Source organism: Streptomyces sp. NPDC017676 (assembly GCF_044329325.1).
Taxonomy (GTDB): domain Bacteria; phylum Actinomycetota; class Actinomycetes; order Streptomycetales; family Streptomycetaceae; genus Streptomyces.
Genome location: NZ_JBIRJA010000030.1, coordinates 40,864 through 66,943, shown reverse-complemented (window position 1 = coordinate 66,943; position 26,080 = coordinate 40,864). Strand labels below are relative to the sequence as shown.

The window sequence follows — 26,080 nt, the reverse complement described above, 5'->3', positions numbered from 1 at the left end:
GGGGGGGGGGGGGGGGCGGCCCCCCCCGCACACCTCGGGTGCTGCGCACCCGAGGTGACGGTCCGTCCGCTGCGCTCCCGGACCGGCGGGACTGCGTCCCGCCTACCGGCCTCCGCTTCACTCCGGCCGGGGCAGGCGGGGCCGCTGCGCTCCCCCGCCTGACGGTCCTTCCGGCTGCGCCTCCAGAACCGTTGGGCCCGCTGACGCGGGCCGGGCTGGCTACGAGGGAGGGGGGCCACTCGTTCGTGTCGGGTTCCAGTGTAGTGGCTGCATCAGATTGATGCAGCATGTACCGTTGGCGGAAACACGAGACACCCCCTAACCACCCGGGCGGGGCGCGCCTTTTGATGAAAGGTCAGCGTTCGCAATTTTGCCACTCAACCACGCAAGGAATAACGAATTGAGCCGCTTCGGGCCTCAGTCACAGAACGGCACCCCGGATATCGGAAAGCATGAACTCCGGCGTGCGGAGGTACCGGAGCCGAACGGCCCCTCGGGCCGGGCGGCGGAACTCGCCACGGAGGCTGGCCCCGCCTCCTGGTGCTTGTTCGTCACGGCCAGCACCACCCGAGACTCAGAGCCGATGGTGCCGCCCACGGTCTGCGTGGGCCCACGGGCCCGCACGCGAAGCTGCCTCAGCCACGAGGGGTCCGGCCGGCGGCTGCGGGTGGACCTCAGCCACCTTAATACTTACGCAGATCAAGAACCCGCTGGTCAGCGGCCTGCACATCCGGCGATCTGTCACCCGAGGAGGTACACAACGCGTGCGATGTGTACCTCCTGAGTAGTCACATCGCCGACCGAATGTCAGCCAGGCCGACAGTTTTGGGCTCGAAACGTCAGCGAGGCCGACGTTCGCGACGGCGTCCCGTCGAACGGTCTGCCGTCGCATGGAGGGGGGAGATCTGTCCCCCCTGGGGGGACACAACACGCCGGAATGTCAGTGAGGCCGACATATTTGTCGGTGTGGCTGACATACTGCTGGCGTCCAAGATCAGCGGAGTGGAGAGCAGCCTCGTGACACCCGAGCCACAGCGCCGTCGTCCCGCACCGAAGCGCGCAGCGCGCCGTACGGAGCTGCCCCTCGGTGAGGAGATCCAGGCGTGGTCCAAGCCGGTGCAGCCGGTTGAGGACCTCGACTCGGTCGCTCGCCGCTACCCACGCCGGCAGCTCTCGCTCAGCAGCGAGCGCAAGCCGATGGAGTTCTACGACACGCCGGAGCGCCCCAAGGCGTTCTCCATGGACTCGCTCGAGTTCTTCTTCCTAATCGCGCAGTACTTCCGCGAGGCCCTGCCGTTGCGGCTGATCCTGCTGCTGATCGCCTGCCAGAAGGCCGGCGGGCAAATCCGGCTGACGCAGGAGGAGATGGCGACTGTCCTGGACGTGCCCCGCGCGAAGATCAATGAGGCGCTGCAGGAGGTCATGGGCCATGGCATCGTCTTCAAGGTGCGCCGCGGTATCTACCAGTTCAACCCGCCCTACTCGTACCGTGTAGCGGAGTTCATCCCGGGCACGGAGCTGGTGGAAGCCGAGTACGTACAGGTCGACCAAGACAAGACGATCGCGAAGATCCGCAGGGACGAGAGCCTGCCGGATCTGGTGCGGTTCCCGTCGCTGGAGCACATGCGCGAGGCGATCGAGGAACTGCGCAAGAAGCGGGCCGAGGAACGCGCTGCACGCCGACTGGCCCGTGCGCAGCGCCAGGAGGAGGGATCAGCCCAGTGAGTACCTTGAAGTGGTCGGCGACCAACGCCGACGGTCTTCTCGCCGACCTGGACCTGCCGCCCGCCGCCTACCGGGCGCTGCTGAAGCTCCGGGCCCGCAGCGAGGCCGGCGGTCGCATCGCGATGGACCAGGCCACCCTTGGTGAGCTGCTCGGGCTCAGCCGTCCCAGCGTGAACGCTGCACTGCGGGAGCTGGAGCTGGCCAAGCTCGTCAAGAAGGTCCGCAACGGCGTCTACCAGATCAACCCGATGCTGGCCGGCTACAACTCCCCTGAGGACGCCATGGACGCCGTGAAGGCGATGCCCAAGGCGGACCGGCTGGACAGCAAGACCTACGTGGCGGACTACCACCGGGCCGTCGCCGCCTACCAAGACCAGCTCGCCGAGCAGCGCAAGAAGCGGGCGGCCGCCGCTGCTGCCAAGAAGGCTGCGGCCGCCAAGAGGCGCGGTTCGCTGCACGCCGTCGGCTGACCCGCCGGGCACCCTCGTACGGACACCGGCGCTGCACCCTCCACGGGTGTAGCGCCGATCGCGCTCCCGGTGTCGGTGCCGACACCGAAGGTCCCCGCCTGGGTGGACAAAGGTTCTCCTGGGCAGGGCCAAAACGGATCGTCACCAGCTCGGTCGGCGTAGCTGGAACGATCGAGGGCGGGCGGCTCGCGGCGAGAGGGCGGTAGCACCAGGTAAACCGGTTCGTTCTGGTTCTCCAGAACAAGAGGCGGCCTAATCAGCGCGGACGACCTCACGATGCGTGCGAAGGCACACGTGACGGCTCGTACTCAACGACAGTGACCGGCTCGCCATTCACGATCTTCTGCAAGGCATCTGGGAACGGATCCGCAAAGTCGAGACCGATCGAAAGCAGATCGCCGCGAAGGCAAGCCATGTGGTTCCTAACGCGCTGGAGGCGCTGGTGCTCTGGATACCGGCAGTAGACCTGGAGTGCGGACGGGCCAGGGATGGTGGAGCGAGGGGAGACGCTGAGCACATCACCTTCGAGACCAACGCTCAGGCGGAAACCTCGCTCACCGATGGACTTACTCCAGGATGCGCCCTCGAGAGCGTTGACCGTGTGTTGGAGCGCGGCATGGGCGCGGCGGCGCTTGACGCTGTTCATAAGTCCTGTCCTACCAGGGCTGTGGCGCCTGGTAGGGGAACTCGTTGCCGACATCCGCGAAGGCTCGCAGGTCGCGAGTTCAAGGCTGTCGAGTGCTGACTGGACCGTGCGAATGCTGCGCTTCCTTCGAAGCCCCATACGGCAGTCGGGCAGCACGACCAGGAGACGGGCAGCACCAGGAGCAGTGAGAGGGCAGCGGACGGCTGCTACACCTCGATGAAGGCGACGACCACCACGGACTTCAACGCGGTCACCCAGTACACGAGCCGGACGCGTTCGACGTCGTCGACGTACTGGCGCAGCCGCGGTCCACTGCTGTCGCCGGGGATCGGCTCGCCGACCTCGGGGTCGACGGAGACGACGACCAGGGCGCGGTCCAGGGCGTGGATCTCCGCCTCGCTGGTGATGTTCTCCAGCTGCTTGGCGGCGGAGTCGGAGAACGCGATCCGGGCGCGGCGGGGGCCGTGCTGCGGGGCCATCAGGCGACGGCCGGACGCTGCCGAGCGAGGCGGGCGAGGTGGGCCTCGCGCAGCTCCTCCCACGGGGTGCACTGCTCGGGGTCGGGCAGGCCATTGGTGGCGATGTCCTCCAGAACGGCGGCGAACCGGTCGGCGTCGGCGCGGGTCTTGGCCGCGTACGCGCGGACCGCGTCGGCGGCCGCGGGCTCCAGCTGCCGGGCGGCGGTGTCGGCGGGGGCCGGCTGTTCGCTCATCGAGGGCTCCAGAGGGCAGAACTGGCGTTGCTCACCACGGTATCGCCAGGCAACAGGGCCCGGGACCGCTCCAGCTGAATTGAGCATCGGTTGCGCTCCGTAGCCGCACCCGGCGGGGTGTCACGCTGTTCGGTGCGAGGCCGAAATCCGGATATCGGCCCCGTGATCAGGGGCCAGACTGGCAACGTGACACCCCAGCGTGACAGTCGAATCAAGGGTGCGTGACACACGTGACAGTGTGACAGTCACCCTCGGTGATCAACAGGTGGGGCGGGCGCGGGTGAGGAACGCGGCGAGCGCCTCGGCGGCCGCCAGCTCGTCGACGTCGGCGCCGGGGACCAGGCGGGCGAGTTCAGCGAGCAGCGCGGCGTGCGCGAGGACCGGCGGCGAGAGAAGGCCGGCGGCGGCCTCGCGGTAGTGCCCGCGGCGCGCAGCCAGGGCGTGGGCGAGCCAGGCGTCAACGTCGGTCTGAACGTACCCGCCGGCTCGCCGGGTGAGCTCGTCGCGGACGGCTTCGTCGCCGTCGCGGGGCTCGGTCTGCTCCAGGGTGCCGAGCTCGCGCAGCGCCTGGAGCTCATCGGCGCGGGCCGCGATCCGGGCGGCTTGCCTGACGTGAGGAAAGGCGAGGTGGGCGCGCAGCTCGGCTTCCCGGGCAGCGGCGGCCGCGGCGTCGGCGGCGAGCCCGGCCTGGACGACGTCGTCAAGGGCGGGTTGCCCGGATCACCCGCCACCGCACCGATACCGCGACCGGGAAGCGGACCCGCGAGACTGTGTACGTGATCACCGACCTGCCCTCGGCACGAGCGAAGCCCGATCGGAGCTCGCGGAGTGGGAGCGCCTTGCCCAGCGAGGACATCACCCGGGCCGTGCGCGGGCACTGGGGCATCGAGAACAAGATCCACTACGTGCGGGACACGGTCTGGGACGAGGACCACTCCCAAGTCCGCACCGCGCGTCCAGGACGCCCGGTTCTTCGCCCGGCAGGACTCCCGGCACGAGAGACGGTGAGGACCTGCACGACGCGGGTCTCGTTGCGGCCGTGGCCCCGGCTGCGGTCGTAGTACTTCGCGGTGGCCTGCTTCCACGGCAGGGCCCGGCAGCTCGCGTACAGAGTCGGCTGGTTGGCCTTCACGGTCAGCAGGTAGTGCGCCTTCTTCTCCTCGACGAGGAAGCGGGCGGTCTCGACCTGGGTGTGCAGGGCGTCGGCGGTGACGACCGCGCCGGTGATGTCCAGCGCCTCCAGCAGGTCGCGCAGGCACGGGATCTCGTTGGTCTTGTCCGGCACCCGCAGCTGGGCGAGGAGGCAATCGTCCTGGTCGACGACGGCGAGCAGGTGTGCGGCCTGCCGATCGCGGGTGCGTGAGCCACGGGCGCTCTTGCCGTCCGCCGCAAGCCGGTGCGGCCGGGAACTGGGACCGTCCGCCTGGCTGCAGCAGGGCGGCGAGTCCGGCAGGGCTCAGCCTCTCGACCACGCGGCGCACGGTGTCCATCGAGGCCGCCGGCCGCACGCCCAACGCGCCGCGCGGCAAGAAGCCCAGCCGCTCCAGTGTGTGCTGCGGGGCCCGCCGCAGCCACTGGCCGATCGCCGCGTACGAACGGGCTCCGGCCACCACCGCGCACGCCGCCGCGCGGACCAGTGCTAGGGCCTGTTGCGAAAGTGGATTTCTGCAAGAATCACCCCTCACTTGCGCGAACGCGGCTCTGGGCGGCGGCGAGCGCCGCCACGCAGCGACTTTCGGACATGGAGCAATCAGATGGGGTACTGGGGTTCTCTTGTCGTCGTCCGTCATCGGGGTCCGCTGGGTGAGGTGGCGGCCTTCACTGACGGGGTGCGCATGGAGCTGCTCCAGGAGCGCGCTGATGACTGGCGGCTTTGGTCGTTGGAAGGGGAGTCCTCACTCGATGAGGAGAGTCTCATCGAACTGGTTGACGTCACTGGGCACCCGGTCCTTGCCGGATTCGTGATGGACAGCGACTGCCTGGTCCTGGAAGGCCGGACCAGGGACCAGGAAACCTGGCGCGCATGTCTTGATCGGGCGGCTATGTCTGCCTACATGGCAGAGGATGGCCAATCCGTCGACGACTGGTTCTTGGGGCCGGAGGAGGCCGCGGAGCGTGCTGTGGCCTGGGCACGGGCGGCTGGCCTGACTCCCGTTCCGAAGGCGATCGCCGATGTCCTGTCGAAGCGGTCCGACCCGTTCGTGGAGGATCTGTTCCAGGAGTTCCTGGCCGGCTTGGGCATCGATCTCTGAACTGCCGCGGGCGAAGCGTGCCGATCACAGCCACTCGTTGATGGCCGCTACGAGGACAGTGGCCTCGTAGCGGACCGCGAGTTTGTCGTACCGGGTGGCGACGGCGCGTTGTCTCTTGAGGCGGTTGATCCCGCACTCGACCGCATGACGCTCGCGGTAGTCGACCGGGTCGAAGTGCGGTGGCCGGCCACCGTGAGAGCCTCGCTTCCTGCGGTTACGCGCCTGGTCGGCCTTGTCGGGGATGGTGCAGCGGATCCCGCGCCGGCGGAGGTAGGCGCGGTTCTTTCGGGAGGCGTACGCCTTGTCGGCCCGGACGCGGTCGGGGCGGACGCGTGGCCGGCCCGGCCCGATGCGGGGCACGCGGACCTTTTCCAGCACGGGTTCGAACTGCGGCGCGTCTCCGCGCTGTCCTGCCGTCACCACGATCGACATGGGCTTTTGGCCCTGCTCGACGGCGAGATGCAGCTTGGTGGTGAACCCGCCGCGCGAGCGGCCCAGCCCATGATCACGGGGCTCAGTGAAGATGCCGCCCGGTGGTTCCTTCTGCAGGTCGCCCTGCTTGCGGGCCCCGGCGGCATGCTGATGGGCGCGACAGACCGTGGAGTCGACGCTCAGGTCCCACGTGATCGCACCCTTCACATCGGCCAGGGACTGGAGTCGGGTCAGGATGCGGTGCCAGGTGCCGTCTCGCTGCCATCGGCGGAACAGATCGTAGACCCGGTTCCACGGCCCATACTCGACAGGCACGTCCCGCCACGGAACACCGGTCCGGACCCGAAACCGTATGCCGTCGATCAGCCGCCGTCGCGGCCAGACCGGCGGCCGTCCCGCCTTCATTCCTTTCGGCAGCAACGGCTCCAACACCGCCCACTGCTCGTCCGTAAGATCTCCCCGACCCATGAGCCGTGATCATTCAGCGCTCAAGATCCACTTTCGAGACACGGCCTAGTAGCGGATACCGGCGCCCGCGACGGTCCCGTGGATCCCACGCCTCAGGCCCGTCACTCACACCGGTGACCACGCACGACAGCACGGCGGCGGGCATGGAAGACTCACAACGCATCGAAGCTCCGTTGGTGACAAGCGACTTGAAGAATCGCTCACACCAACGGAGCTTCGGTCTATCCGGTCACACCCGGCCTGACCAGCCCCTCACAAGATCACACCGACCTTGCAAGAGCACTGCCGCCCACCAGCCCTATTGCTTCGGACACCCACACCGACCAGGCAATATATGCAAGATCAAATAACTTTGCATCAGCCCTGGCGGGTGAGGGCGGTCTGCTTAATACAGCAGCGTACAGGCGGTACGGGTGCAGAACTTCTCGGTCAGCGGGTCGATATTCTCGTCGTACATTGCGATGTAGACCCCCTGGACGCCGCCCGGCAGCGCAATCTGCAGCGATCCACTGAGGGACTGGTTCGGCCCGCCCGCATACGCCCACGGGCTGCAGATGGCGCTGGTCGTTACGTTGCCGTTCTCCCCCCAGGCGCAGATCATGCGGGCGCCGCTTGCCGCGTGGACGGTGCCGGACACGCTGGCGGAGTACCCGTCGGTGAAGTGGATCGTTCCGGAAGCGGTGCTGTTGCCGTAAATCAGGCTGAAGGGCCTGTCCACGCTGTTCACAGTGGCTTGCGCGGGGGCAGCGAAACCGATGGCCGCCATCATGGCCACAACCACCACCATCAGGGACTTGCGCACGACTCTTCCTCTCCGTCTGACGAGCAAGCAGCGAACAGGATCTGCCGCCATGCTAGTCGCGATGGTCGTGGACGCGTCAATATGGTGCGATGTTCCGCCAGGGCTGTTGCAAAGTCGCGTGATCCGGTGAATGCGCTGGTCAGGGACGTGGTCGAGGAGTGCGTGTCCAACGCAACGAAGCTCCGTTGGAGCAAGTGAACTTCCCAAGTCGCTTGCGCCCCAACGAGATTCGATGTGCCGACAGTCTGCCGCGCCCTGCCTTGTGAAGTCTCCCGCCCTCGCGGGAGTGTCGGAGCTGTCGGTGGCCGAGCGGCTGGTCAGACTGCCAGACCCCCGCCACCGTCGAGGGTTGCGCCACCCGTTCGTGAGCGTGCTGCTGAGCGCCGCCTGCGCGGTGCTGGCCGGCGCCCGCTCGTACGCGGCAATCGGCCAGTGGGCCGCCGAGGCCCCGCACCACACCCTGGCCAGGCTCGGCGCGAGATGCGCCACCGTGTTCGCCGTGCGGATCGCGCCGAGCGCCGCCACCATCCGCCGGGTAATCACATCCGTATGCCCTGGCGGCCTGGCCGACCTGCTGGGAGGAGAACATGGCCACCCTGCGGAACATCGCGATCAGCACCCTCCGCCGAGCCGGACACCGCAGCATCGCCGCCGCCCTCCGCCACCTTTCCCTACCAACCCCACACCCGACCGCTCGACCTCATCGGCCTGCCCTGACCAGCCCACCTACAAGATCACACGACTTTGCAACAGCCCTGGACGGCGGGCGGTGCGCCGGGGCGTGGGCATCGTCGGCCTCGTTTTCGTGAGCTGATTGAGGACGGGCCGCCGCCAGAGCGCTGTACGGCGGCCCGCCGGATACGTTTCTAGCAGGTCCCGAATTCAACCGGGTCAGAACCGGAACTCAATTTCCGAGACGTGTGTGAAATCCGCGCGCAGGCCAACGGCGCGGGTGCCCCATTGCGTGAAATACGACTCGGTGATGGCCTCAGCGACGATCGGGTGCAGCTCTTCCTCCGTCGCACCGGCCTCCTGGAGCTCCAGGATCTGCTTCGCGTAGGTGGGCGAGATCGCCGTGGTGATGGTGCGCTCGCGGCCATCGTCCGAGCTGCCCGTGCAGGTGAATCCGAAGTACGCGGTGACATCCACCATCATGCCGCTGGAGGTGGCCGCCTGGTGCCGCGCCTGTGCTCTGACCTGCGGCTGCCACTCGGATTCCGTCTCCTCCACCAGGGCGGCCCGGAGGCGCTTCTGCGGGGTCGTCAGCGTCCCGGCGCGGTAACGCTCCACCGTGCGGCGCGAGACACCCAAGCGCTCCGCCAGGGCCTGCGTCGACCCCTTCGCCCGCGTGAGAAGGAATTGCACCTGAGCCTTCGCGGATTTCGGCGCGGGCCGGGTGAACACCTTCCGCTCCGCCCGTGCGAGGGCCCCCAGAACCTTGCCGCGGCCCGGGGCCGGCTGCTGCGATTCGTTGATCGTCATGGCCGCAGCGTCGGCCGTCTCCCCTGTGGACAGAGTCCGCGGTCATGCAGGTCATGGCGGGTGCTGCTGGCGGCGGTATCTACGGTGGAGGCATGTCGACGTCTCCTCCGCCCGCCCCTGACCAGCCCCCGGTGCCAGTGCGAATCCTCCTGCCCGGCGGCCAGGAGGTCGTCGCACGGCTGTGGGCACGCCGCCAGCTACCCGACGAGTGGCGCTACGACGTCGGCATCCCCGTCTACGAAAACGGGCCCGGGGACAGCGTGGAAGCGGCCGAGTACCGGGTCTGGGTGCGGGCGCCGGACCACGTGCGACCCGTGGCCGGCGTCTCGTACGACCAGGTGCCCACCGAGTACCTGCCGAAGCCGTCGGTCGTGGACCAGGTCCTCGGGCCACGCCGCCCGCCGGGGTGGGTGATGGCGAAGGCCGGCGGCCGCGGTCCCGGCCGGGGCGGTGTCGTGCACGCCGTCGACTGCGAAGAGGCCCCGGCCGGCGCACCGGTGCTGACGCTGGAGCGAGCCCTGGACGTGGCCCAGCAGCCGGGCGTCCGGCTGTGCTCACTATGCGACGCCGCCGCCGAACTTGACCCCGTCCTCAAGGGCTTCGACCACGGCTTCGAGGACTGATGTCTATGACGGGCTCCCGCCTCAGCCGCCCTGGACGAGGCGCCGGAACTGCGGGCAGCCGACGGCGTGCCACTCCCTGACGAGGATCTCTCCCTCAACGACCACGACTTCCGCGTGCCACGGCAGGCAGTCGTGGCAGGCATGGATCTCGTACGACGTGCCATCGTCGTCGAACGCCCTGAGATCGACGGAGCCGACCGGCGTTCGGTAGGTCACGTCCTGTTGGTGATCTGCGCCTTCTGCCATGCCGGTCAGTATCTCGTTGTCACTGTCTTGTGCCACCATCCCACCGTGCCCACTTGGCCGGGAGACCAACTACTCCCGGCCGCCTTGTAGTCGTACTGCCTCTGAACGGAGACCAGGTGTGTCCATCCGAGCCATAGAGACCAGCTACGCGGGGCATCGCTTCCGCTCGCGGCTGGAAGCGCGTTGGGCCGTCTTCTTCGACAAGCTGGGCATCCACTGGCAGTACGAACCACAGGGGTACGCCGTCGGCCCGGACGGCGGGCGCAGGCCCTACCTCCCCGACTTCTGGCTGCCGAAGGAGAAGCTCTGGGTCGAGGTGAAGGGCTCCGAGGAGCAGCTCGATGTGGAGTTGCTTTTCTACGCCGCGATACCTCACTTCGGCCTCCCAAATCCGGCCGGCCCTCACCTCGTCAACGAACATCAGACCCGACTGCTTATCCTGGGACCGATCGACCGCGTTGGTGCACTGGCCGACTCGAACACCGGCGAGCACGTGGGTTACTCGCAGCCTGCCCATACGGTGCTGAGCTTCCGCAAGGGCGACGTGTTCCAAGGCACGGCCTGCTTCTTCGCCAACGGCATCGACATCACGCCCCAGGGCGGTCTCGTCGGAAACGATGGACCGTACATTGACTGGGAGACGCGCGGATCCCGGTGGGGCAACTGGGTCGGTGGGGGTTTTCTCATCAGCGAGGACTGCGATGAAGCCGCGCACGCGGCCTACCGGGCGGCCCGCTCTGCCCGCTTCGAGCACGGTCAGACACCGTAAAGCCCCCCCATCGACGGCGCGTGCACGAGCGAGCCCCGGACCGCAACGGTCCGGGGCTCGCGAGCTGTTCGGGGTGCGGCTGCTACAGGTCGAACTCGAGGTGCTCGATGTCCGTGAAGCGCACCTCCTCCAGCTGGCCGGCGCGGCGGCCGCTGTCCTGGAAGTAGACCTCGCGCAGCGCGTCGGCGGCGATCTGCTGGAGCTCCTGGTCGCTGGAGCCGGCCTCCTGGGCGTCGAAGAGACGGGCGGCGTACTGCGGGGGCAGCGCCACGGTCAGGTGCCGCAGCCGGGTCTCGTCGGTGGAGCCGATCGGCGCGGTGTAGCCGAGCCGGGCCCGGGTGTCGATGACGATGCCGCCGGTCGTCGCCGCGCGCTCCTTGGCCCTGGCGCGGATCTGTGGCTGCCACCGCTTCTTCACCTCGCGCTCCAGGCGCGCGGCGAGGTCCGGGCGGGGTTTCTTGATCTGGTCCTTCACGTACCGTTCGACGGTGCGCTGGGAGATGCGCAGCATCTGGGCGACCGGCTTGGTGCCCTTGAGCTGCTTGACCAGGTAGCGCATCTGCGCGCCCGCGCTCTTGGGTGCCGGGCGGGTGAACGCCCTTTGCACCGCGGCGTCCAGGCCGTCCCCGAACAGGCTCATCGCGGTCTACTCCCCGCTGCTCTGGTGGTCTGTGATGTGGGTGATCTCGATGTCGGCCCACCCGTCGGCGGCGTAGTGCCAGCTTCCGGCGCTGCGGGCTTGGCGTTCGGCGAGGAGTTCCAGGCGGGCCAGGAAGCGGTTCCAGGGCGCGTCCAGGGCGTCGCCTTCCTCTTCGGTCAGGTTGGCCAGTGACTGCTCGGCGGCCTTGGAGACGGTGGAGTGCAGTTCATGGAAGGAGGCGGCCCGGGCGGTTCCGGTGGTGACGCCGGATGCCGTGGTGAACGACCAGCGCGCCGCCCAGGAGCGTGTGTCAGCCTGCATGGTTGCGTCCCTGCCTCGCATCTCGGCTCCTACTCTCCGTTGTCGATGTCGGTGACGGTGCCGTCCTTGATGTAGCGGGCAAGGTTGAGCTCCGGGGCGTTGAACCGCTCGCGGACCTCTTCACCCCACAGAACCGTCTGGGTGCCTTCGTGCTTGACCAGGCCGGGGTTGATGCCGAGCTTGAAGCCGCCGAGCAGCGGCTTGCCCTCCCGGTACGGCAGGAAGTCCAGCGGGCTAGTGCCGTTGGCCGCGTAGATGACGCAGTCGGACAGGATCGCGATGGGGTACTGCCCGGTGAACGCCGCGTGCTTGACGATCTTGCGGTGGAGGTTGATCCGGGTGCGGGAGATGACCGCCGCGCGGATGTCCGGCCGCCACGTCGGCCGGGACAGCGCCCGCCACGGCTGCCCGGGCCGCCAGCCCTCACCACGGGGCCGCTCGCGAAGCTTGCCGATACCTCCCTTTACGGTTGCTTTGATCGCTGAGACGACGATCGCGAGGTCCGGGTCGCGGTCCTTGTAGCCGTCCATCGCTGCGAGGAAGTCGGCCGGTTCCATGTCGGCGTGGACGCCGAGGTCGGCCATCGTGGCCAGGTAGGCGTCGCGGAGCCGGTTGTACCAGCCGTCCAGGTAGCGGCCGTTCTCGTACCGGACGTACGCCTCGATCGGCTGCACCTCGTAGCCGAGCTCCACTGCGTACGCCACGGTGGGAGTGGCGTACCAGGCTGGCCCTTCCGGGCGCTCGCCCTTCGGCGTGAACGGAGAGGGCAGCAGCGAGCCGTCCAACTCCAGCCACTCCTTGCCGACCTTCACGCGGGACAGGTCGACGTGGGAGAGGTCGACCAGCCACGAGCCGGGCAGCTTCGAGTCGAATGCGGGGGCCTTGACGAGCGTCGCCTCACCGAGGCCGACGTTCAGACCGTTGGCGCCGGCGGCGAAGGCCATGTTCACATCGATGCCGACCAGGTGCCGCAGGGTGCACTCGGCATCGGTCATCGGCCGCGCCCAGTCGTACGCCTCCTCAAATAGCTTCTCGCCGGGGCCGCGCACGTGGAACCGAGGCAGGTCCTTGAGGACCGGGTGGCCGTCGGGGACCTCGCACGGCGGCCAGTTCATCGGGTCGACCGGGTCCTTGCCCAGGCTGCCGGGGTTGTGCTCGGGGTGCCGGCGGCCTTCGGCGTCGGGTTCGGAGGCGCGGGTTGGCGGCTGCAGGGCGGTCATCAGTTCCAGGCCGGTGACGGCGGTGGAGCCGCGCGGTGTCATCACCCGGGACGCGTAGGTGCCCAGGAGCCGGGCGAGGTCCGCCGGCGGAAGCTGCGCGGCGTGGCCCCAGTGGCGGGAGTCGAGCGCGTGCCAGGACGGGATGCACAGCTGCACGCAAGCGCGCTCGGAGCCCTTGGCCGGACGGTAGATCCGCGCCCACGGGCCGAGCCCGCGCTTCGTCAGCTTCCACTCGGCACGTGCGAGCTGCTTGACGACCTTGTGGCCCTCCGGGAGCCGCCCGGCGAGCCGCTCCTCATCGGTGAGGGCGACGGGGAGCCCGTAGCGCTCCAGCGCAGACTCGGTAAGCACGAGCAGCGGGTCGGCGTCCTTGCCGGGCCCGGCGAGCTTCGGCTGCCCGAGCTTGGCCTCCTTGAGCGTCCAGTCCACCAGGGACGGCAGGGACTTGGCGGGCACGTCCAGGACCAGGCCGCCGGTGCAGTACGCCAGCACCTGCCCGTCGGCGTCGACGTCGACGACCGCCAGCGGCCCGTTCTCGAACCGCGGGTCGGGGCCGCCCGCCGGAGTGCCGGCCGGGGCCGCCTTCTTCGCACCCGGACGGCGCGACGTCGACGACGTCCTGGTGGTGCGCGCCGGGCGGGTTGCGGCGGCAGGAGCAGCGGCGACAGGGGCAGGGGGCTGGGTGTTCTCGGTTGCAGTCATGGCCGCAGCCGAGGCCGGGTCTGTGGACGGAGTCCGCGCTTTTGTCGGGGCGGGCTGGCCGGTGAACGTGGAGGGCACCGGGTCCGGGGTGGCGGGCGCGGGGTAGAGCTCCGCGAGTTGGTTCAGCAGCCGCGCGTACGCCTCACGCTCCGGGCCGCGGGGCTCGGTCGGCTTCTTCAGCGACTCCCAGCCGGACACCGTCGCCCGGCGCACCTTCAGCGCGGCGGCCACTTCGTCCAGCGTCAGCCCGTGGGCCTGGCGCAGCCGCTTGCGCTCCTCCGCCGGCGGCAGCGGTGCGCGGGACGCGACCAGCGCGTCGACCGCGTCGAACAACTCGGACATGGAACACCTCCTGACCGATACTCTACCCCATGGACCGTACGAACAGCGTAAGTTTTGCGTACATATACCGTACGAAGGTCGTTCAAGTGCGACCGAGAGGGGCCCAGGGAAGGGCTGGAAACCATCGCGTCACGCGAACTCTTTCTGGGGAGATTCGAGCGGTCGCATGCTCTGAGTAGCCAGGGGGTCACGTGGGGTGGAAAGACGCGTTCCGCGACGCCATGAAGGAACTGGAGGCGATACGACAGCAACTCGCCCATCTCGATCGTCTCGATGACCCGACGGTCGGGCTGACCGCGCTGCACGGTGACGTCACGCAGAGCCGTCTGAAGATCCTCGAAAAGATCGAGGGGGGCATCACCGGATTGCGCGAGGAAAACCGGGAGGTCCGTCGCCGTCAGGACCGGATGATCAGCGACCTGAACGAGACACGGGGCGAGCTCCGGCAGCTCCTGGACCTTGTCGACGTTCTGCGTACCTTCGTGCCGCCCGAGGGGACAGGTGACACCACCGGCGAGGGCACGCAGACCCCTCCCGAGAGGACTGCACAGCCCGAACCCGAAACCGGCTACGACTCGTCCGCCGGCGCCGAAGGCCATCCATCCGTCTCAACCGACACCGACATCTCGGGGGGAACCATGGAGAACACCGGGCACCGGCCGCAGCCCGCAACCGGCGAGGACCAGGACCTCGCGCTGAAGAGTGCCATCGAGGCCGCCTACCAGGGCACCGGCACCTCCGCTGGCCAGCCCTGGGCTGCCACGCCGCAGGCCTCCGCCGGCGCGGAGGACCCGCGGGTCGCCCACGGCGTCCTGCTGTTGAAGGCCGCCGGTGTGGCCTCCGCCGAACTGATCGCGCACCGCGACACTTGGGAGTGGCTCGCCGCCCTGGCCGTCGACCACAGCCACTTCCGCACCCCGCCCGCGGTCGAGGACTTTAAGGAAGGCCGCGTCCGGACTGTCCTGTCCGGACGGTCCCTCATCGCCCTGCTGATCGAGCTGTGGAAGACCCGCTCCACCGTCACCCCGCTGGAGGGCGACTGGGCCATGGCCGTGACCTCCTACAACCGCATCGCAGCCGAACTCACTGACGTCACCGGACAAGGGGAGACCATCCGCATCGTCCTGGACGACGGTCTCCCCCACGGGGCCGGTGACTGACCGGCATCTCACCGAGAAGCAGACGACGGCCGCCCGGAACGATCCGGGCGGCCGTCCTCGCCCACCACGAAGGGATCTGACACCTGTCCCTCGAGGCACGCCGGGACGATATCCAGACCGTACTCGGCTTCATAGCGCCGGCCGCCGCGACGTGGGTCGCCGACGCCTCCCGCATCGACGACGTCCTCGCCCGCCGCCCCTGACGCACTGGGCTTTGTTCTCTTCACGCGGTCCTGCCCAGCGGCCCCGTCGGCCGGGCGAGCTCGCTGCGGTGGCCACCATGGCGGATCGCTCGCGCGCCGCGAGCAGCCAGCCACTCCCGCCCGGCTGCTGCGGATCGGCGGATCCGGCCGGGCGCGGCCAGTACGGTGCCCACGAAGACGTCGACAGCAGCAGGGGGAGAGCGTTGCGAAGGTTCGAGACCGTGGCGAGGTGCTGGGCTTCGGGGTGCCGGCCGCGCTCTTCCTGCCCGGGGTGGCCTACCTCGGGATCACCAACGGCCACCAGTTCATCGCCAACGACTTCTTCGCCTTCATGTACTGCCTGGCCTGCGTCGGCTTCGCCGCGGTCCCGCTGATGGCGTGGCGCCGGGGCGGAGGCCGCTACGCCGACCCGGGCTTCCTCCGCTCCGCCTGGTTCCCGGGGCTGTTCACCACCGGGCAGGGCGTCGCCTACAGCTCCGCGCGCGGCGACGCGAACGTCTTCGTGCTGATCGTGGGCTGGGGCGCCTTCATCTACGCCGGGATGATCGCCCTGTACTTCCTCGCCCGCGCGCTCTGGGCCGTCGATGACCAGGCCGCCCCGTCCAGCAAGGCAGCGTCCGGGGCCGGAGCGCCGGAGCTTCGCGCGCTGGAGTCCGACGGCTGATCAGTCGATGACGTGCACGGTGACGTACATGTCTCCTGGCGCACCGCCGTGCTTGCCGGGACCGCCGAGTTCGCGGATCCGGACCTTCTGGCCGTCCCTGATGCCCGCGGGGATGCGGACCTTGTAGGTGTGTTGCTCCCGGATGAGCCGGCCCTCCCCCTTGCAGGTCGTGCAGGCCCGCGCCGCCTTCTCGTCCGTCCTGGTGGCGCAGGCGGGACAAGGCTTGTGGGCGGTGATCCGCAGGGGGATGATCGCGCCGTCGGCGGCTTCCTCTTGGGTGACGTCGATGTCGTGGGCGATGTCCTTGCCGCGGCTGGGCGGGGTGGATCCGAAGTACCGGTCGTTGATCTCCTTGAGAGCAGCCCACACGTCTGCGCTGGCCGGCCGCTGGGCAGGGTCCTTGGCCATGAGCCGGCTGACGAGCCGCTCCAGCTCCGCAGGAGCGTCCGGACGCAGGGTGCGCAGCGGCGCCGGCTGCTCGTTGAGGTGCTGGTTGACCAGACGCCAGGAGGTGCCGGCGAAAGGCCGCTGCCCGGTGACCATCTCGTAGAGCACGCAGCCCAAGGAGTACATGTCGGAGCGGCAGTCGAACGTGCCGGACAGCGCCTCGGGGGCCATGTAGGCGGGGGTCCCGATCAGGACGCCGGTCGTGGTGATGTCGTGCCGGGCGTCGCTGCTCCTGGTGATGCCGAAGTCGACGACCGAAGCCTCGCCGCTGGAGCGGACGATGATGTTGGACGGCTTGATGTCCCGGTGGGTCAGGCCCGCCTCGTGCGCGGCCTCCAGGGCGTCGGCGACGCAGGCCGCCGCATACATGGCCTTCGACAGCGGGAGCCGCCCGGCCTCGAGGACGGTGCTGAGCGACTTGCCGGGCAGCAGCTGCATCACCAGGTAGGCGTGCAGACGCCCGTCGTACATCGCGGATCCGAAGTCGTGAACGGTGACGATGTTCGGGTGGGACAGGCCGCCCGCGACCGCAGCCTCGCGGGCAAACCGGGCCACCTGCCGGTCGTGGTCCGCACCGCCGTCGCCAGCGAGGACCTTGACCGCCACCAGCCGGTCGACCTTGGGATCGTGCGCTTTCCATACCTGGCCGAACCCGCCCGCGCCGATGGGCTCGATCAGCCGGTAGCGCCCGTCCAGCACGGCCCCTGCTTGCACGACTCCCCCTCTTCCAGCGGTCACCGCGACGGCAGCGCACGGTGTACCAGGCGTGTACCCGTCACGCTACGCCGTGACAATCACCAGTAACAGGGGGTGTTGGTCTGCTCAGGCCGTGTCGCGCAGTGCAGTCGGCTCCCGGACGTCGGCTGCCGTCCCGGCCTCCCTGGCCGCGCGCTCCGCACGGGCCCGGCGCAGGGCCGCGGCGTGGGAGACGTCGGCCTGGCGGCGGCGTTCGATGCGGGCCTGCTCAATCGGGGACGGCTGGTCGTCGGCCGCCTCCGGCTCGGGGAACGCCTGGAGACTGAGTGCCCGCATCGCCCGCGTCTGCCGTTCCACCGCCTCCGCAATCGACGGGTCGACGCAGCTCGGAGGCATGACGGCCTGGTGCGCGGCGAGCGCCTGGTGGAAGCCGGCCGATCCCATCTCGCGGGCCTTCACCGGCGCCTGCGGAGCGTCCGGTGCGGCGGCCGGGCCCTCCGGCGCGGTCCGGGGCGCAGGCGCGGCCCCCGGGGGCAGGACCCGCACGGCGCGGACCGCGTCGGTGCCGACCGTGCTGTTGGTCGTGGCGACGATCCGCGCGGTGATCAGACGGAGCTGCGTGGCGTAGGCCGAAGAGTCTGGGCGGAGGTCAAGCTGGCCGGTCTCCGGGTGGAATGCGACGGCCGCGACGTGGTGGGGCAGTTGCGGGGCGACGGCCGCGGCGATGTCGGGCCAGCGGTCCAGGATGCTGCCGCCGGCGGCCGGGAGCTCCCAGGCCCGGTCGGCCATCAGGCCCTGGAGCACGGCGGCGAACCCGGCCGGCTCCCGCCCGTCCCGCTTCACGGTCGTCACCCGGCGCCGGCGCGAGGCGCGGGCCTCGCCGCCGTTATTCCGCGCGGCGAGGCGGGCCTGCTGCAGAGCGACCCGGGCGAGGTCGACGCCGGACAGCTCCGGGGCGTCGCCGCTGCCGGTCTGGTCAGTGGTGGTCTGCTCGGTCACGTCGGCCTCCTACCGGCGTCCGTAGGTCATCAGCGAGCTGCGGGAGCCGCTCGCGATCTGGCGGGCGCGATGCACCAGCTCCGCGCCGTAGATGCGTTCGGCGGCGGCCGGCCCCATGGCGTTCACGGCCGTCATGACGAGGTCCGTCTCGCCTGCCATGAACTGGCCCCAGGCATCCGCGCGCAGCTGCGCCAGCTCCTGCTCGCTCAGCTCCGCATCGAGGGCCTGGTCGTCGGCGACGTCGTCCTGGTCCTGGTGGCGGCCGCCGTTCGCCGCCTCCCTGACCTTGGCGAACGCGGCCTCCACCTCACGCTGAACCGCGCGGCTGGTCGGGGCGTCCCAGTCGCCCTCGTACCGCTCGGTGCGGGCGCGGACCTGCTGGATGCGATGGCGGCGGGCAGCTTCCTGGGCGCCGCGCCACTGCTCAACGGCGTCGGCCCGCTTGGCGGGGGTGTCCAGGATCGTCTCCGCACCGGCCAGCAGCACGGCGAGCAGGCCCGAGCCCCGGCGGACCCGGGCCGCCTCGCCGCGGAAGTGCAGCCAGCCCTTGACGTCGGTCACGGTCCATCCGGCATCGGCCACGCCCCGGGCCACCCAGGCGATCCGGGGCACCGAGCAGCCGCGCAGCCAGTCCAGCTCCTGGGTCAGCTCCCGGGCCAGCTGGAACCGGCGGCCCACGACATTCAGCTTCCGGCGACCGCGCTTGCCGCCTGACTTCTTCGGGGTGGGGGACTTGGCTTCCCCGCTTGCGAGCTTGCTCTCAGGGGGGAGGGCAGTAGCACCCGCAGTAGAAGACGCTGAGGTACCCACCTGCATTGGGGTGCAACGGACCTCATCCGAAACAGCCGTCACAACCCCCTGTTCAGTACCCCTCACCGAGGCCTTCGCCCGGGTCTTCGACGACGGCTTCGAGCGCGGCTTGCGCACCTTCCGGGCCGCCTTCTTCGCCAGCTTCGCCATCAGCTCCCGGCCGGCCTCCGCGATCCCGGACACCGCCCGCGTGTACGCCGGAGCGTCCCCGTCCCGCTGCACCGTACGGATGCCGAGCGCGGCGTCGAACTCCGGCGGGATCATCCGCGCGAACTCACTGGCCTGCGCAGATTCACCGCGCACCCTGGTGCCCCTGACGATGTACGCGAGCAGCCCCGTCTCCCGCAGGATCTGCAGGTGGTTCTGCACCGACCGCTCCGCCAGTCCGGTCCGGCGCACCAGGTACCCGATCCCCGGACGGCACGGCGACAGCTGCGCGAGCTCCTGGGCGACGAGCACGGTCGTCGGCCCGAACGAGCGCGGCCCGTGCGACCGGTACCGGCGCGGCTGGTACAGCCCGGACCCGGCGACCCAGTGGACCGCCTGCATCCAGGAGTAGCCGTCGCCCGCGATCCGGCCCGACGACGTCGACAGCCACTGCGACGCCTCCGGCACGAACAGCACGGGCAGCCCGGCGACCGCGTCGGCGTCGTCGACTGCCGGACGCGGAGCAGGCACCGTCACGGCGGCCGACGCCGCCACGGCGCTCACCGGCCCGCCCGGACGTACGAAGAAAAGATCATCCCGGCAGCCTCGCGCGGACCGCCTGTGGATAGAGGCCGGGAACCGGTGAGACCCCCGATCCCTCCCGCCGGGCGGGCAACAACCTCCGATCGCGTCCCGCCCCACGGGACGCAGCCCCGGAGGGCCGCGGCGGCCGGCACCGCCAGGAGGACAGGGGTCCCCCTCTCGGTATAGGTGCGCCGGACCGGGGCCGGTGTGACACTCCAACCCGAAGAATCTTCGTGACTAATGCCGTGAACAGGGCAAACAGGGTCAGTCGATCCCGTCACACGGGAAGCCTGGAAGGCTCGAATCAGACCGAATCGGACACAGTCGAGCTGACAGAAGACACCGATCTCGTGCACTATGGCGGGGACACCAACCTTCATATGGATCGCCCCGACCGCGATCAAGCCCCTGCCAAGGGACCCGACCACGGCCGAGCGATCTGTACGGACGGAGCCCCGAGCACCGAACGGCCTGCCAAAGCCGCCGGAACCCGGGGTGACGCTGTGGCTCAACAGAGCCCCCTGCCAAAGGGGCTCCTGGAGAGCCGGGGTGGCCCGCTTGCCAAAGCGGACCGGGTGGAACAACCCGCTTGCCAAAGCGGGGTGGTGCAGTAGTGGAAAAGACCCAGCTCGATGAGCTGGAGCCCAGAACCGGCGCCAACCGGGGACTGGGCGGCCGACCTGACGGTCGGCGAGACGGGCCGCGCGGGGCCACAGTGGATTGCAGTCCACCTCATTGGCGCGCGCGGCCGATGGCCGCTAGGTCATCCCGACCCCCTTTCGGAGGCCGGCGTCGTGCTGCCTGCATCCAGCTCAGCGACCTCGGGGAAACGCGCCGCGAGCCCCTTGAGTAGGTGGATGTAGACGGCGCGATGGGGCCGCCTGGGGTGGGTCTGGCCTAGCTCCCAGCGGGCTACGGCCAGGCGTTTCACGCCCACGGCGTCCGCGACTTCCTGCTGGGTGAGCCCTGCAGCGAGGCGCAGTTGCTGACGCACGCGCGGCGTCGGCAGGACGTCGTCGAGGAGAGCGTTGACCCGCTGCATGGGATCCGCGTCGGACATGCCCCAACCTCTCATGATCACCGAATCCCTGAAAGATACACCACGGGATCGATCTTAGCTAGCACGCATCGATACGCCGACAGGGCGGCGGGCGTCAATCCTCAGCATGGCTTCAGGACCGAGGCGTAGTAGGACGCAAGCACAGCTTCCGCCCCAGAGCCCTGCGCCGTCGTGACGCGTTGGAACTGGGCCGCCCTCAAGTCACCGGCGACCCGGATCCGAGGGTGCTGTTTGCCGGGAGGACAGTAGCCGTCCTCGTTCGAGGCGAGGCCGTCCAAACCCGCTGGCGTGTTGCCGAGGTTGTTCAACACCGTCTTGGCGACGTACGACTTGCGTTCACCCTGCCGGTCCTTGACCTGCAAGCTCCACTCGTCTCCGTAGGCCATCGGCGATAGGACGACGTGAGAGACGGGCACGATGCGCACGCGCTTGTCCCCCGCGACCTCGGCGATCTTGTAGTCATCCGTCGGCGGGCAAAGGACATGAAGCGTCGTTGAGGAGTGCGGGTGGGTGCGGAGCCATGTTCCGAGGGGACGGTCCCCTCCGAGAACATAGGTCCGGCCTGCTAGGTCTGCAGGCTTGGTGCGCCACAGCGGAGGCACGGACACATGTGCAGGAGCGCTGATCCAGTCGGCATCGGGCGGAGCCAGGGCAGCCACGCCGGTGGCGACCACGATCAGCTGGGCACTCAGCGCGCGTCCGTCCTCGAGTACGAGCTCCGCCCGGTCGTCGTAGCCGGTGACGCTGGCCGCACGGCCCTGCATGACGGAGCATCGGCCAGCCTGCTGTAGGCGGTCTAGGTCGGCGGCAAGGGCTTCAGCAAGTTGGGGGCCGGTCGACCAGTTGCCAGGGACGTTCTCAAGCGCCCCGATGACGTGCAGCTTGCCGCCTACTGAGTCAGCCTCCACGATGATCGTTCGAAGGTTCAGGCTGGCCGCCATCACCGCGGCCGCGACGCCTGACGGGCCGGCGCCGACTACCAGCACGTCTGTCTCGTGCGGTGTGTTCATGCGTGGGCTCCATGCGTTCCGCTGATTCGGGACAAGACGACTTCGCTGGTGACCAGTTGCTCAGCGCCGATGTTCCGGGCGGCGAGCAGGAGCGCGGCGTCGTGGTAGCGGGCGCCGCCGGTAGAGGCACAAGCGTCGGTGACGATCCAGGGCCGGTATCCGGCCTGGTAGGCGGCGACAGCGGAGTCGTATACGCATGCATCCGTGTCGATGCCGCACAGCACCAGATCGGTCCAGCCCGCCTCGTGGATAGTCCGGGCGCCCTCGGGGGTGAACACTGACGCCTGGGGCTTGTCGATGATCGCGGCGGCGGTGGCGGTGAAGGGAGCCAGGTCAGCAACGAGGGCTTGTTCCTCGGGAGTACGCAATCGCGTCCATCCCGTGATCGTCTCGTACGGCGATCCGGGCTCGTTGTGGAACCGTGACAGCACAACGGGAGCGCCGGCTGCTTGCCAGCCCTCCACCAGCCGAACAACCGCAGGGATGATTCCGCGGCTGTGCTGGTTGACAAAGCCCTGCTGCACATCGATGACCAGCAGCGCTGTAGATCGAGGGTCCACCCACTCCGCCTTCCACATGGCCGTCACGGATTGCTGTCTCGGAGAGCGTCCTGGGCGGCCCGCAGCCGATCAGGAAGTTCGCTGGTAGCCAGGATGGCCTCGCGCATCACCCGGTGTTGGGCGGTCTCGGTGGGGCGTGCGGTAGTGAGCCGGAAGTATGCGCTGCGTAGAAAGCGCCAGCCATAGGCCGTCGGCATCACCGGGTCCTGGCCGTTTTCGATCATGTGCAGGATGTGCGACGAGAGGGCCCAGAGGGCCTGTACGTCGAGCTCAAGGGCCACGATCTGGCTCATGGTCAAAGCCCGCTCGTCCGACTGCGGGTGATAGGCGACACCAGACCAGCTGACGACGCCGCGGGAGACTCCACCGTCGAATGTCACGGCCTCGGGGTGAGCCCAGCCCTCACGGAACTTGGCTTCCTCGACCCCTGGCCCGAGCGGTGCCACATTTGCTGGATTCTGCCGGTTGACCAGCACTGATGGCGTAGCGAGCAGCTGGAGAGCCGTGTCCAGGCCGGCGCTTGACCAGGAATGTGTGCGGAGCTCGTAGGCCGACAGCACGTACTGCGGAACGAGCGACTGGGCGCGCTGGTCCTTGTTGTCGCCGTGGCGGACCAGCAGGTGGGCCATCCACTCCCCCACCCAGCCCGGCTCCTTCAGGTACGTGCGGTAACGCCACAGCGCCAACTCGGTCAACGACTCGAGGCGGTGGTGCTCTTCGAGATGCACCACAGCGACACCGCAGGCGTATATGTGCACCGTCGACGACTGCGCGGAGGGGTGGTCGGCAGGCAGGACTCGCTGCTCCAAGCCGCCGGGCCCAGGCTCGCTTGGCGAACCCGCAGCGTAGAGGGGCGCACTGCACTCACCGAGGTACACCGGCAAGAACTTGTGGGAGACGACCGTGCACGGTGCCGGACGTGCTGCCGACTCCCCGTTGAGGGGAGCTGACGCTCCACGCAGCGCTGCCAAACGGAGGCTGAACGCCTCCTGCTCAGCCGGGGTGCACTGGAGGAGCGCCGTGTCCAGGATCTGCGCCATCTGGGGACGACAGACGCTCGTCTTGTTCCGCTGCCAGTTCGAGACGGTCCTGGGGCTGATGCCGAGGCGACCGGCGAACTCGCGCACAGACGCTCGCATCACCGACCGCAACAGCAGCGCCTCCTCACCTGTCCACCTGTCCACAGCGATCACTACACACCCCCTTGGCGGTCACCTTCCAGGTATCAACCGCGCTATTGCCACGCTGCTGCTACACCACTTCCACGGCCGGACATCTCGCTCAAGGCCCCTGGTGCGGATGCTGTTTCTTGTTGATCCACACCCGCAATCCCGGCCGGAGGAACCATGGCGATCCCGGGCACACCCCAGTGCCGTGCCCGCATCGACTCCTGCTTGCCGTCAGGCATCGAACTCGTAGTCCAGGACGTACGAGGCGGAGTCGAGGGTCATCTCGTTGACCTCAACAACTCGCTGGTGGGCGTCGAAGGCTGTCCGGCACATCTTCAGGACAGGGCGCTCAGGGGACATGCCCAACGTGGCCGCTTCCTCAGCAGTGGGCAGCCGTCCGCGGATCTCCTCTCGGAAGCGAACCGGACCGTGTCCGAGGTCAGCGAGGCGAGCGTAGGTTCCTCCCGGCCCGGTGTCGGCCTGGGTGATCGCAGACCCTTCCACCAGGGCATAGGGCAGGTACGAGGTGGCGAGCATGACCGGCCGGCCATCGAGGACGAAGCGCCGGGACCTGGCGCAAGCGGTCTCTCCAGCGTCCAGGTCGAGCATCTCGGCAATGTGCGCTGGCGGAACGACCTCCTGTACGGACACCTGGTCGACCGTCAGGGGCCGGTCTTCGTCAGCCGACCAGATCGACTTCCCGGCGCCCCACTGGTCCTGTGCCAGGCGCTGGATGCCGCGTCGCCGGATGGGGCGGAAAGCCTGGACGAATACCCCCGCGCCCTTCCGGGACTCAGCGAGCCCTTCGTTGGTGAGTGCGCGCAGCGCTCGCCGAGCGGTCATCACGGCGACGCCGTACTGCGGCGCAAGGGCGTTCTCCCCCGGCAGTCGATCACCGGGTCGGTAGTCCCCTCGCTCGATCGCAGCCTTCAGCTCGTCAGCGATCTGGAGGTATCTGGGCTGTTCAGAGCCTTTTCCGCCTGCCATGTGTCTCCTAACTTCGCTAGCGATCCTAAGGGCTTCGATGCTCAGCGTCAGCTACGGCTCGCGACTTACATAGCGAGGGAACATCTCTATCGAAGTGCTTGACATCGATAGAGAGATCGCGCACCATCGTACTGCAACTTCGATATCGAAGTTGCCCAGGTAGTCGTCCGCCCTTCGGGGCGGCCGGGGTTGAGAGCACCACCGAACTCCTCCGGAGCCTGACGGCACGACGACTGTGTGCACGTCGCAGCGCTGTGCGCTGTCTGTCCTGCGGGACGCCGGCCTCGTGCCGTGCGGCCCGGAGGGCGGAGAGAGCACCGCGACGCGCCCCCTGCCTCTCTGTTCGTGAGGAGTCCAGATGTCTGCTTCGACCTTTGAGCGCACCGCCCGCCCCCGCCGGAGCCGGACCCGCTCCCGCACCGTCAACGCACGCCCGGCGCTGGCCCTCTCCACCCTCCGGCCCCACCAGTACGACCTGCGTCCCGCCTGCGCGTCGCTGGTCTGCCCCGACTGCAAGACGTGGGTGCCGATCACCGGCCTCCAGACCAAGAAGCCCAAGGTCGTGCCGCACGACGCCGGCCGCGCGGGCAAGGACGCAGCCATTCGCTGCCGCCTGGGCAGCAACCGCCTGGTCACGCTCGACGTGACGGTCAAGAAGTGGCAGGAGCGCCTGGAGGACGGCCACGCGGAGACCGCCAGCCGCCGCCGGACCACTGTGCGACGCAAGCCGAAGGTCGCGGCTGCGCCGGCCGTTGGTCAGCTGGTGGTTCAGGACCTGGACGCCAAGGGCGCGTTCCGGCTGTACCGGGCTCACGCCGAGCAGTGCGAGGTGTGCCAGGAGTCCGGCCACGCTCACTGTGGTGAGGGCAGCCCGCTCGCCCGGCTCTACCTCTACAAGCTGCGCTGCACCCCGGTCGGTGCTGCGGTTCGGCAGGCAGAGGAGGAGCCGGGCGACGGCCGGGCCCTCTGGCTGCTCCGGGAAATGAAGTGGGCGTCGACCGAGTCGGCGGTCCGCGAGGCCGACACCCAGCGCGCGCAGCTGCCCGACGGTGACGCGCCGCTGGGCGCGCCGCCGGTGCCGCTCAAGACGCTCCGCCCCAAGCGCCCCGCGCGCTGACCCGCTCCTGGACGAACGACCACGGCCCCGGCCACCCCGCACACACGAGGGGTGGCCGGGGCCGTGGCTGCTCGTACGACCAGCCTGAACAGCACGACAGCCCCGGCGACTTGAGACCCCCGGGGCTGTCCAGGACCCGTATGGAGGACCTGATGCACACCAGCATCGCACAGCACCCCACCGACTCCGACCCGGACATGGACGAGGCCCTGCGCCGGGTGCGGGGAGGCAAGTGATGAAGGCGATCACGAGCCTGACCGACGAGGAGCGCGCTGAGCTCTCGCGGAAGAACGCGGAGCAGAACAAGAGGTCGGAGCAGAACCGCCGATGACCAACCGTCCAACGGACGACCTGTTCGTCCGCTACATGCGCGCGTTCCAGGACTCCACCGAGCACACCAACGGCTGCCTGGCCTGCCAGGAAGGCCGGGACTGCAGGGTGGGAGCGCCGATCCACGAGCGGTTCGCCCGCCTCCAGGACGCCTACACCGCCCGCCAGTCCAAGCAGCAGCGCCGCTGACTCCCCCGGCATTGCCCGTCGTCCCCACCCTTCGCCGGGCGGGGCCGGCGGAGAGCGCCGGGAACTCACTCCCCGCTCCGGCCGTCCGGCCGCCA

The 26,080-nt window shown here is 69.1% G+C and carries 30 protein-coding genes; 11 read left to right on the top strand and 19 right to left on the bottom strand.

The genetic code is table 11. From position 1 onward, the window contains the following. Positions 1 to 966: 966 nt before the first annotated feature. A complete protein-coding gene (locus ACH4LD_RS40340; RefSeq protein ID WP_398059254.1) occupies positions 967 to 1,725 on the top strand; it encodes a hypothetical protein in 759 nt (252 codons plus the stop codon). Next, the gene (locus ACH4LD_RS40335) at positions 1,722 to 2,195 is read left to right on the top strand and encodes a helix-turn-helix domain-containing protein (protein WP_359256594.1); all 474 of its coding nucleotides are present in this window, start codon (positions 1,722 to 1,724) and stop codon (positions 2,193 to 2,195) included. The genes ACH4LD_RS40340 and ACH4LD_RS40335 overlap by 4 nt, the downstream gene beginning before the upstream one ends. A 271-nt stretch (positions 2,196 to 2,466) precedes the next feature. Here the strand turns inward: ACH4LD_RS40335 and ACH4LD_RS40330 are convergent, their stop codons facing one another. From ACH4LD_RS40330 to ACH4LD_RS40320, 3 genes are all read right to left on the bottom strand, one after another. Further along, positions 2,467 to 2,841 carry a hypothetical protein gene (locus tag ACH4LD_RS40330; protein ID WP_398059253.1) on the bottom strand — a complete coding sequence of 125 codons (375 nt, stop codon included), beginning with the start codon at positions 2,839 to 2,841 and terminating at the stop codon, positions 2,467 to 2,469. 206 nt (positions 2,842 to 3,047) lie between these two features. After that, positions 3,048 to 3,320 carry a hypothetical protein gene (locus tag ACH4LD_RS40325; RefSeq protein WP_398059252.1) on the bottom strand — a complete coding sequence of 91 codons (273 nt, stop codon included), beginning with the start codon at positions 3,318 to 3,320 and terminating at the stop codon, positions 3,048 to 3,050. Then, positions 3,320 to 3,553 carry a hypothetical protein gene (locus ACH4LD_RS40320; RefSeq protein ID WP_030655479.1) on the bottom strand — a complete coding sequence of 78 codons (234 nt, stop codon included), beginning with the start codon at positions 3,551 to 3,553 and terminating at the stop codon, positions 3,320 to 3,322. The genes ACH4LD_RS40325 and ACH4LD_RS40320 overlap by 1 nt, the downstream gene beginning before the upstream one ends. Positions 3,554 to 3,922: 369 nt before the next feature. Here ACH4LD_RS40320 and ACH4LD_RS40315 point away from each other — a divergent pair, with 369 nt between their 5' ends. Continuing rightward, positions 3,923 to 4,333, top strand: coding sequence for a hypothetical protein (locus tag ACH4LD_RS40315; RefSeq protein WP_398059251.1), 411 nt, complete (start codon positions 3,923 to 3,925; stop codon positions 4,331 to 4,333). A gap of 121 nt (positions 4,334 to 4,454) precedes the next feature. Here the strand turns inward: ACH4LD_RS40315 and ACH4LD_RS40310 are convergent, their stop codons facing one another. Continuing rightward, the gene (locus tag ACH4LD_RS40310) at positions 4,455 to 5,006 is read right to left on the bottom strand and encodes an ISAs1 family transposase (protein ID WP_398059256.1); all 552 of its coding nucleotides are present in this window, start codon (positions 5,004 to 5,006) and stop codon (positions 4,455 to 4,457) included. Positions 5,007 to 5,388: 382 nt separating this feature from the next. On the opposite strand from ACH4LD_RS40310, the gene ACH4LD_RS40305 reads away from it, so the two are divergent. Continuing rightward, positions 5,389 to 5,805: a hypothetical protein gene (locus ACH4LD_RS40305; protein ID WP_398059250.1), complete on the top strand. Its 417-nt coding sequence runs from the start codon at positions 5,389 to 5,391 to the stop codon at positions 5,803 to 5,805. A 24-nt stretch (positions 5,806 to 5,829) separates the two neighbouring features. Here the strand turns inward: ACH4LD_RS40305 and ACH4LD_RS40300 are convergent, their stop codons facing one another. Together ACH4LD_RS40300 and ACH4LD_RS40295 are read right to left on the bottom strand one after the other, a co-directional pair. Beyond that, positions 5,830 to 6,705, bottom strand: coding sequence for an IS5 family transposase (locus ACH4LD_RS40300; RefSeq protein WP_398059249.1), 876 nt, complete (start codon positions 6,703 to 6,705; stop codon positions 5,830 to 5,832). A 385-nt stretch (positions 6,706 to 7,090) separates the two neighbouring features. Beyond that, positions 7,091 to 7,507: a hypothetical protein gene (locus ACH4LD_RS40295; RefSeq protein WP_398059248.1), complete on the bottom strand. Its 417-nt coding sequence runs from the start codon at positions 7,505 to 7,507 to the stop codon at positions 7,091 to 7,093. 130 nt (positions 7,508 to 7,637) lie between these two features. Here ACH4LD_RS40295 and ACH4LD_RS40290 point away from each other — a divergent pair, with 130 nt between their 5' ends. Further along, positions 7,638 to 8,321: a transposase family protein gene (locus ACH4LD_RS40290; RefSeq protein WP_398059247.1), complete on the top strand. Its 684-nt coding sequence runs from the start codon at positions 7,638 to 7,640 to the stop codon at positions 8,319 to 8,321. A gap of 77 nt (positions 8,322 to 8,398) precedes the next feature. Here the strand turns inward: ACH4LD_RS40290 and tpg (ACH4LD_RS40285) are convergent, their stop codons facing one another. Then, the gene (gene tpg, locus ACH4LD_RS40285; protein WP_398059246.1) at positions 8,399 to 8,989 is read right to left on the bottom strand and encodes a telomere-protecting terminal protein Tpg; all 591 of its coding nucleotides are present in this window, start codon (positions 8,987 to 8,989) and stop codon (positions 8,399 to 8,401) included. Positions 8,990 to 9,081: 92 nt separating this feature from the next. On the opposite strand from tpg (ACH4LD_RS40285), the gene ACH4LD_RS40280 reads away from it, so the two are divergent. Next, positions 9,082 to 9,612, top strand: a complete 531-nt coding sequence (locus tag ACH4LD_RS40280) for a DUF6233 domain-containing protein (RefSeq protein WP_398059245.1) — start codon at positions 9,082 to 9,084, stop codon at positions 9,610 to 9,612. 21 nt (positions 9,613 to 9,633) lie between these two features. On the opposite strand, the gene ACH4LD_RS40275 is transcribed toward ACH4LD_RS40280, so the two are convergent. Beyond that, a complete protein-coding gene (locus ACH4LD_RS40275) occupies positions 9,634 to 9,828 on the bottom strand; it encodes a hypothetical protein (RefSeq protein WP_398059244.1) in 195 nt (64 codons plus the stop codon). A gap of 148 nt (positions 9,829 to 9,976) precedes the next feature. Here ACH4LD_RS40275 and ACH4LD_RS40270 point away from each other — a divergent pair, with 148 nt between their 5' ends. Next, entirely contained in the window at positions 9,977 to 10,627 is a 651-nt protein-coding gene (locus tag ACH4LD_RS40270; protein WP_398059243.1) for a hypothetical protein, read from the top strand. 82 nt (positions 10,628 to 10,709) lie between these two features. Here the strand turns inward: ACH4LD_RS40270 and tpg (ACH4LD_RS40265) are convergent, their stop codons facing one another. From tpg (ACH4LD_RS40265) to tap, 3 genes are read right to left on the bottom strand one after another with little or no spacing between them, the layout of a single operon-like run. After that, positions 10,710 to 11,267: a telomere-protecting terminal protein Tpg gene (gene tpg / locus ACH4LD_RS40265; protein WP_398059242.1), complete on the bottom strand. Its 558-nt coding sequence runs from the start codon at positions 11,265 to 11,267 to the stop codon at positions 10,710 to 10,712. Between the two features lie 6 nt (positions 11,268 to 11,273). Beyond that, the gene (locus tag ACH4LD_RS40260) at positions 11,274 to 11,588 is read right to left on the bottom strand and encodes a hypothetical protein (protein ID WP_398059241.1); all 315 of its coding nucleotides are present in this window, start codon (positions 11,586 to 11,588) and stop codon (positions 11,274 to 11,276) included. 29 nt (positions 11,589 to 11,617) lie between these two features. Beyond that, entirely contained in the window at positions 11,618 to 13,852 is a 2,235-nt protein-coding gene (gene tap, locus ACH4LD_RS40255) for a telomere-associated protein Tap (RefSeq protein ID WP_398059240.1), read from the bottom strand. Positions 13,853 to 14,043: 191 nt separating this feature from the next. Here tap and ACH4LD_RS40250 point away from each other — a divergent pair, with 191 nt between their 5' ends. Both ACH4LD_RS40250 and ACH4LD_RS40245 read left to right on the top strand, forming a co-directional pair. Then, on the top strand, positions 14,044 to 15,012 hold the full coding sequence (locus ACH4LD_RS40250) for a hypothetical protein (RefSeq protein ID WP_398059239.1): 969 nt from the start codon (positions 14,044 to 14,046) through the stop codon (positions 15,010 to 15,012). Between the two features lie 432 nt (positions 15,013 to 15,444). Beyond that, on the top strand, positions 15,445 to 15,879 hold the full coding sequence (locus tag ACH4LD_RS40245; RefSeq protein WP_398059238.1) for a hypothetical protein: 435 nt from the start codon (positions 15,445 to 15,447) through the stop codon (positions 15,877 to 15,879). Here ACH4LD_RS40245 and ACH4LD_RS40240 read toward each other — a convergent pair whose 3' ends face one another. From ACH4LD_RS40240 to ACH4LD_RS40205, 8 genes are all read right to left on the bottom strand, one after another. Continuing rightward, complete coding sequence (locus tag ACH4LD_RS40240; protein ID WP_398059237.1) at positions 15,880 to 17,040, bottom strand: protein kinase; 1,161 nt, start codon at positions 17,038 to 17,040, stop codon at positions 15,880 to 15,882. Positions 17,041 to 17,148: 108 nt separating this feature from the next. Next, the gene (locus ACH4LD_RS40235; protein WP_398059236.1) at positions 17,149 to 18,021 is read right to left on the bottom strand and encodes a DciA family protein; all 873 of its coding nucleotides are present in this window, start codon (positions 18,019 to 18,021) and stop codon (positions 17,149 to 17,151) included. A 9-nt stretch (positions 18,022 to 18,030) separates the two neighbouring features. Continuing rightward, a complete protein-coding gene (locus ACH4LD_RS40230) occupies positions 18,031 to 19,542 on the bottom strand; it encodes a transcriptional regulator (RefSeq protein WP_398059235.1) in 1,512 nt (503 codons plus the stop codon). A gap of 784 nt (positions 19,543 to 20,326) precedes the next feature. Beyond that, positions 20,327 to 20,623 (bottom strand): helix-turn-helix domain-containing protein, encoded by a 297-nt coding sequence (locus ACH4LD_RS40225; protein ID WP_132791098.1) that lies wholly within the window; start codon positions 20,621 to 20,623, stop codon positions 20,327 to 20,329. 101 nt (positions 20,624 to 20,724) lie between these two features. Then, the gene (locus tag ACH4LD_RS40220; protein ID WP_398059233.1) at positions 20,725 to 21,633 is read right to left on the bottom strand and encodes an FAD-dependent oxidoreductase; all 909 of its coding nucleotides are present in this window, start codon (positions 21,631 to 21,633) and stop codon (positions 20,725 to 20,727) included. Further along, a complete protein-coding gene (locus ACH4LD_RS40215) occupies positions 21,630 to 22,220 on the bottom strand; it encodes an isochorismatase family cysteine hydrolase (protein ID WP_398059232.1) in 591 nt (196 codons plus the stop codon). The genes ACH4LD_RS40220 and ACH4LD_RS40215 overlap by 4 nt, the downstream gene beginning before the upstream one ends. Next, a complete protein-coding gene (locus ACH4LD_RS40210; RefSeq protein ID WP_398059231.1) occupies positions 22,217 to 22,924 on the bottom strand; it encodes a hypothetical protein in 708 nt (235 codons plus the stop codon). The genes ACH4LD_RS40215 and ACH4LD_RS40210 overlap by 4 nt, the downstream gene beginning before the upstream one ends. A gap of 669 nt (positions 22,925 to 23,593) precedes the next feature. Continuing rightward, positions 23,594 to 24,349: a GntR family transcriptional regulator gene (locus ACH4LD_RS40205; protein WP_132791093.1), complete on the bottom strand. Its 756-nt coding sequence runs from the start codon at positions 24,347 to 24,349 to the stop codon at positions 23,594 to 23,596. 358 nt (positions 24,350 to 24,707) lie between these two features. Between ACH4LD_RS40205 and ACH4LD_RS40200 the strand changes: the two genes are divergently transcribed. Together ACH4LD_RS40200 and ACH4LD_RS40195 are read left to right on the top strand one after the other, a co-directional pair. Beyond that, positions 24,708 to 25,466, top strand: coding sequence for a hypothetical protein (locus tag ACH4LD_RS40200; RefSeq protein WP_398059230.1), 759 nt, complete (start codon positions 24,708 to 24,710; stop codon positions 25,464 to 25,466). A gap of 327 nt (positions 25,467 to 25,793) precedes the next feature. Further along, positions 25,794 to 25,985: a hypothetical protein gene (locus ACH4LD_RS40195; RefSeq protein ID WP_398059229.1), complete on the top strand. Its 192-nt coding sequence runs from the start codon at positions 25,794 to 25,796 to the stop codon at positions 25,983 to 25,985. Positions 25,986 to 26,080 lie beyond the last annotated feature (95 nt).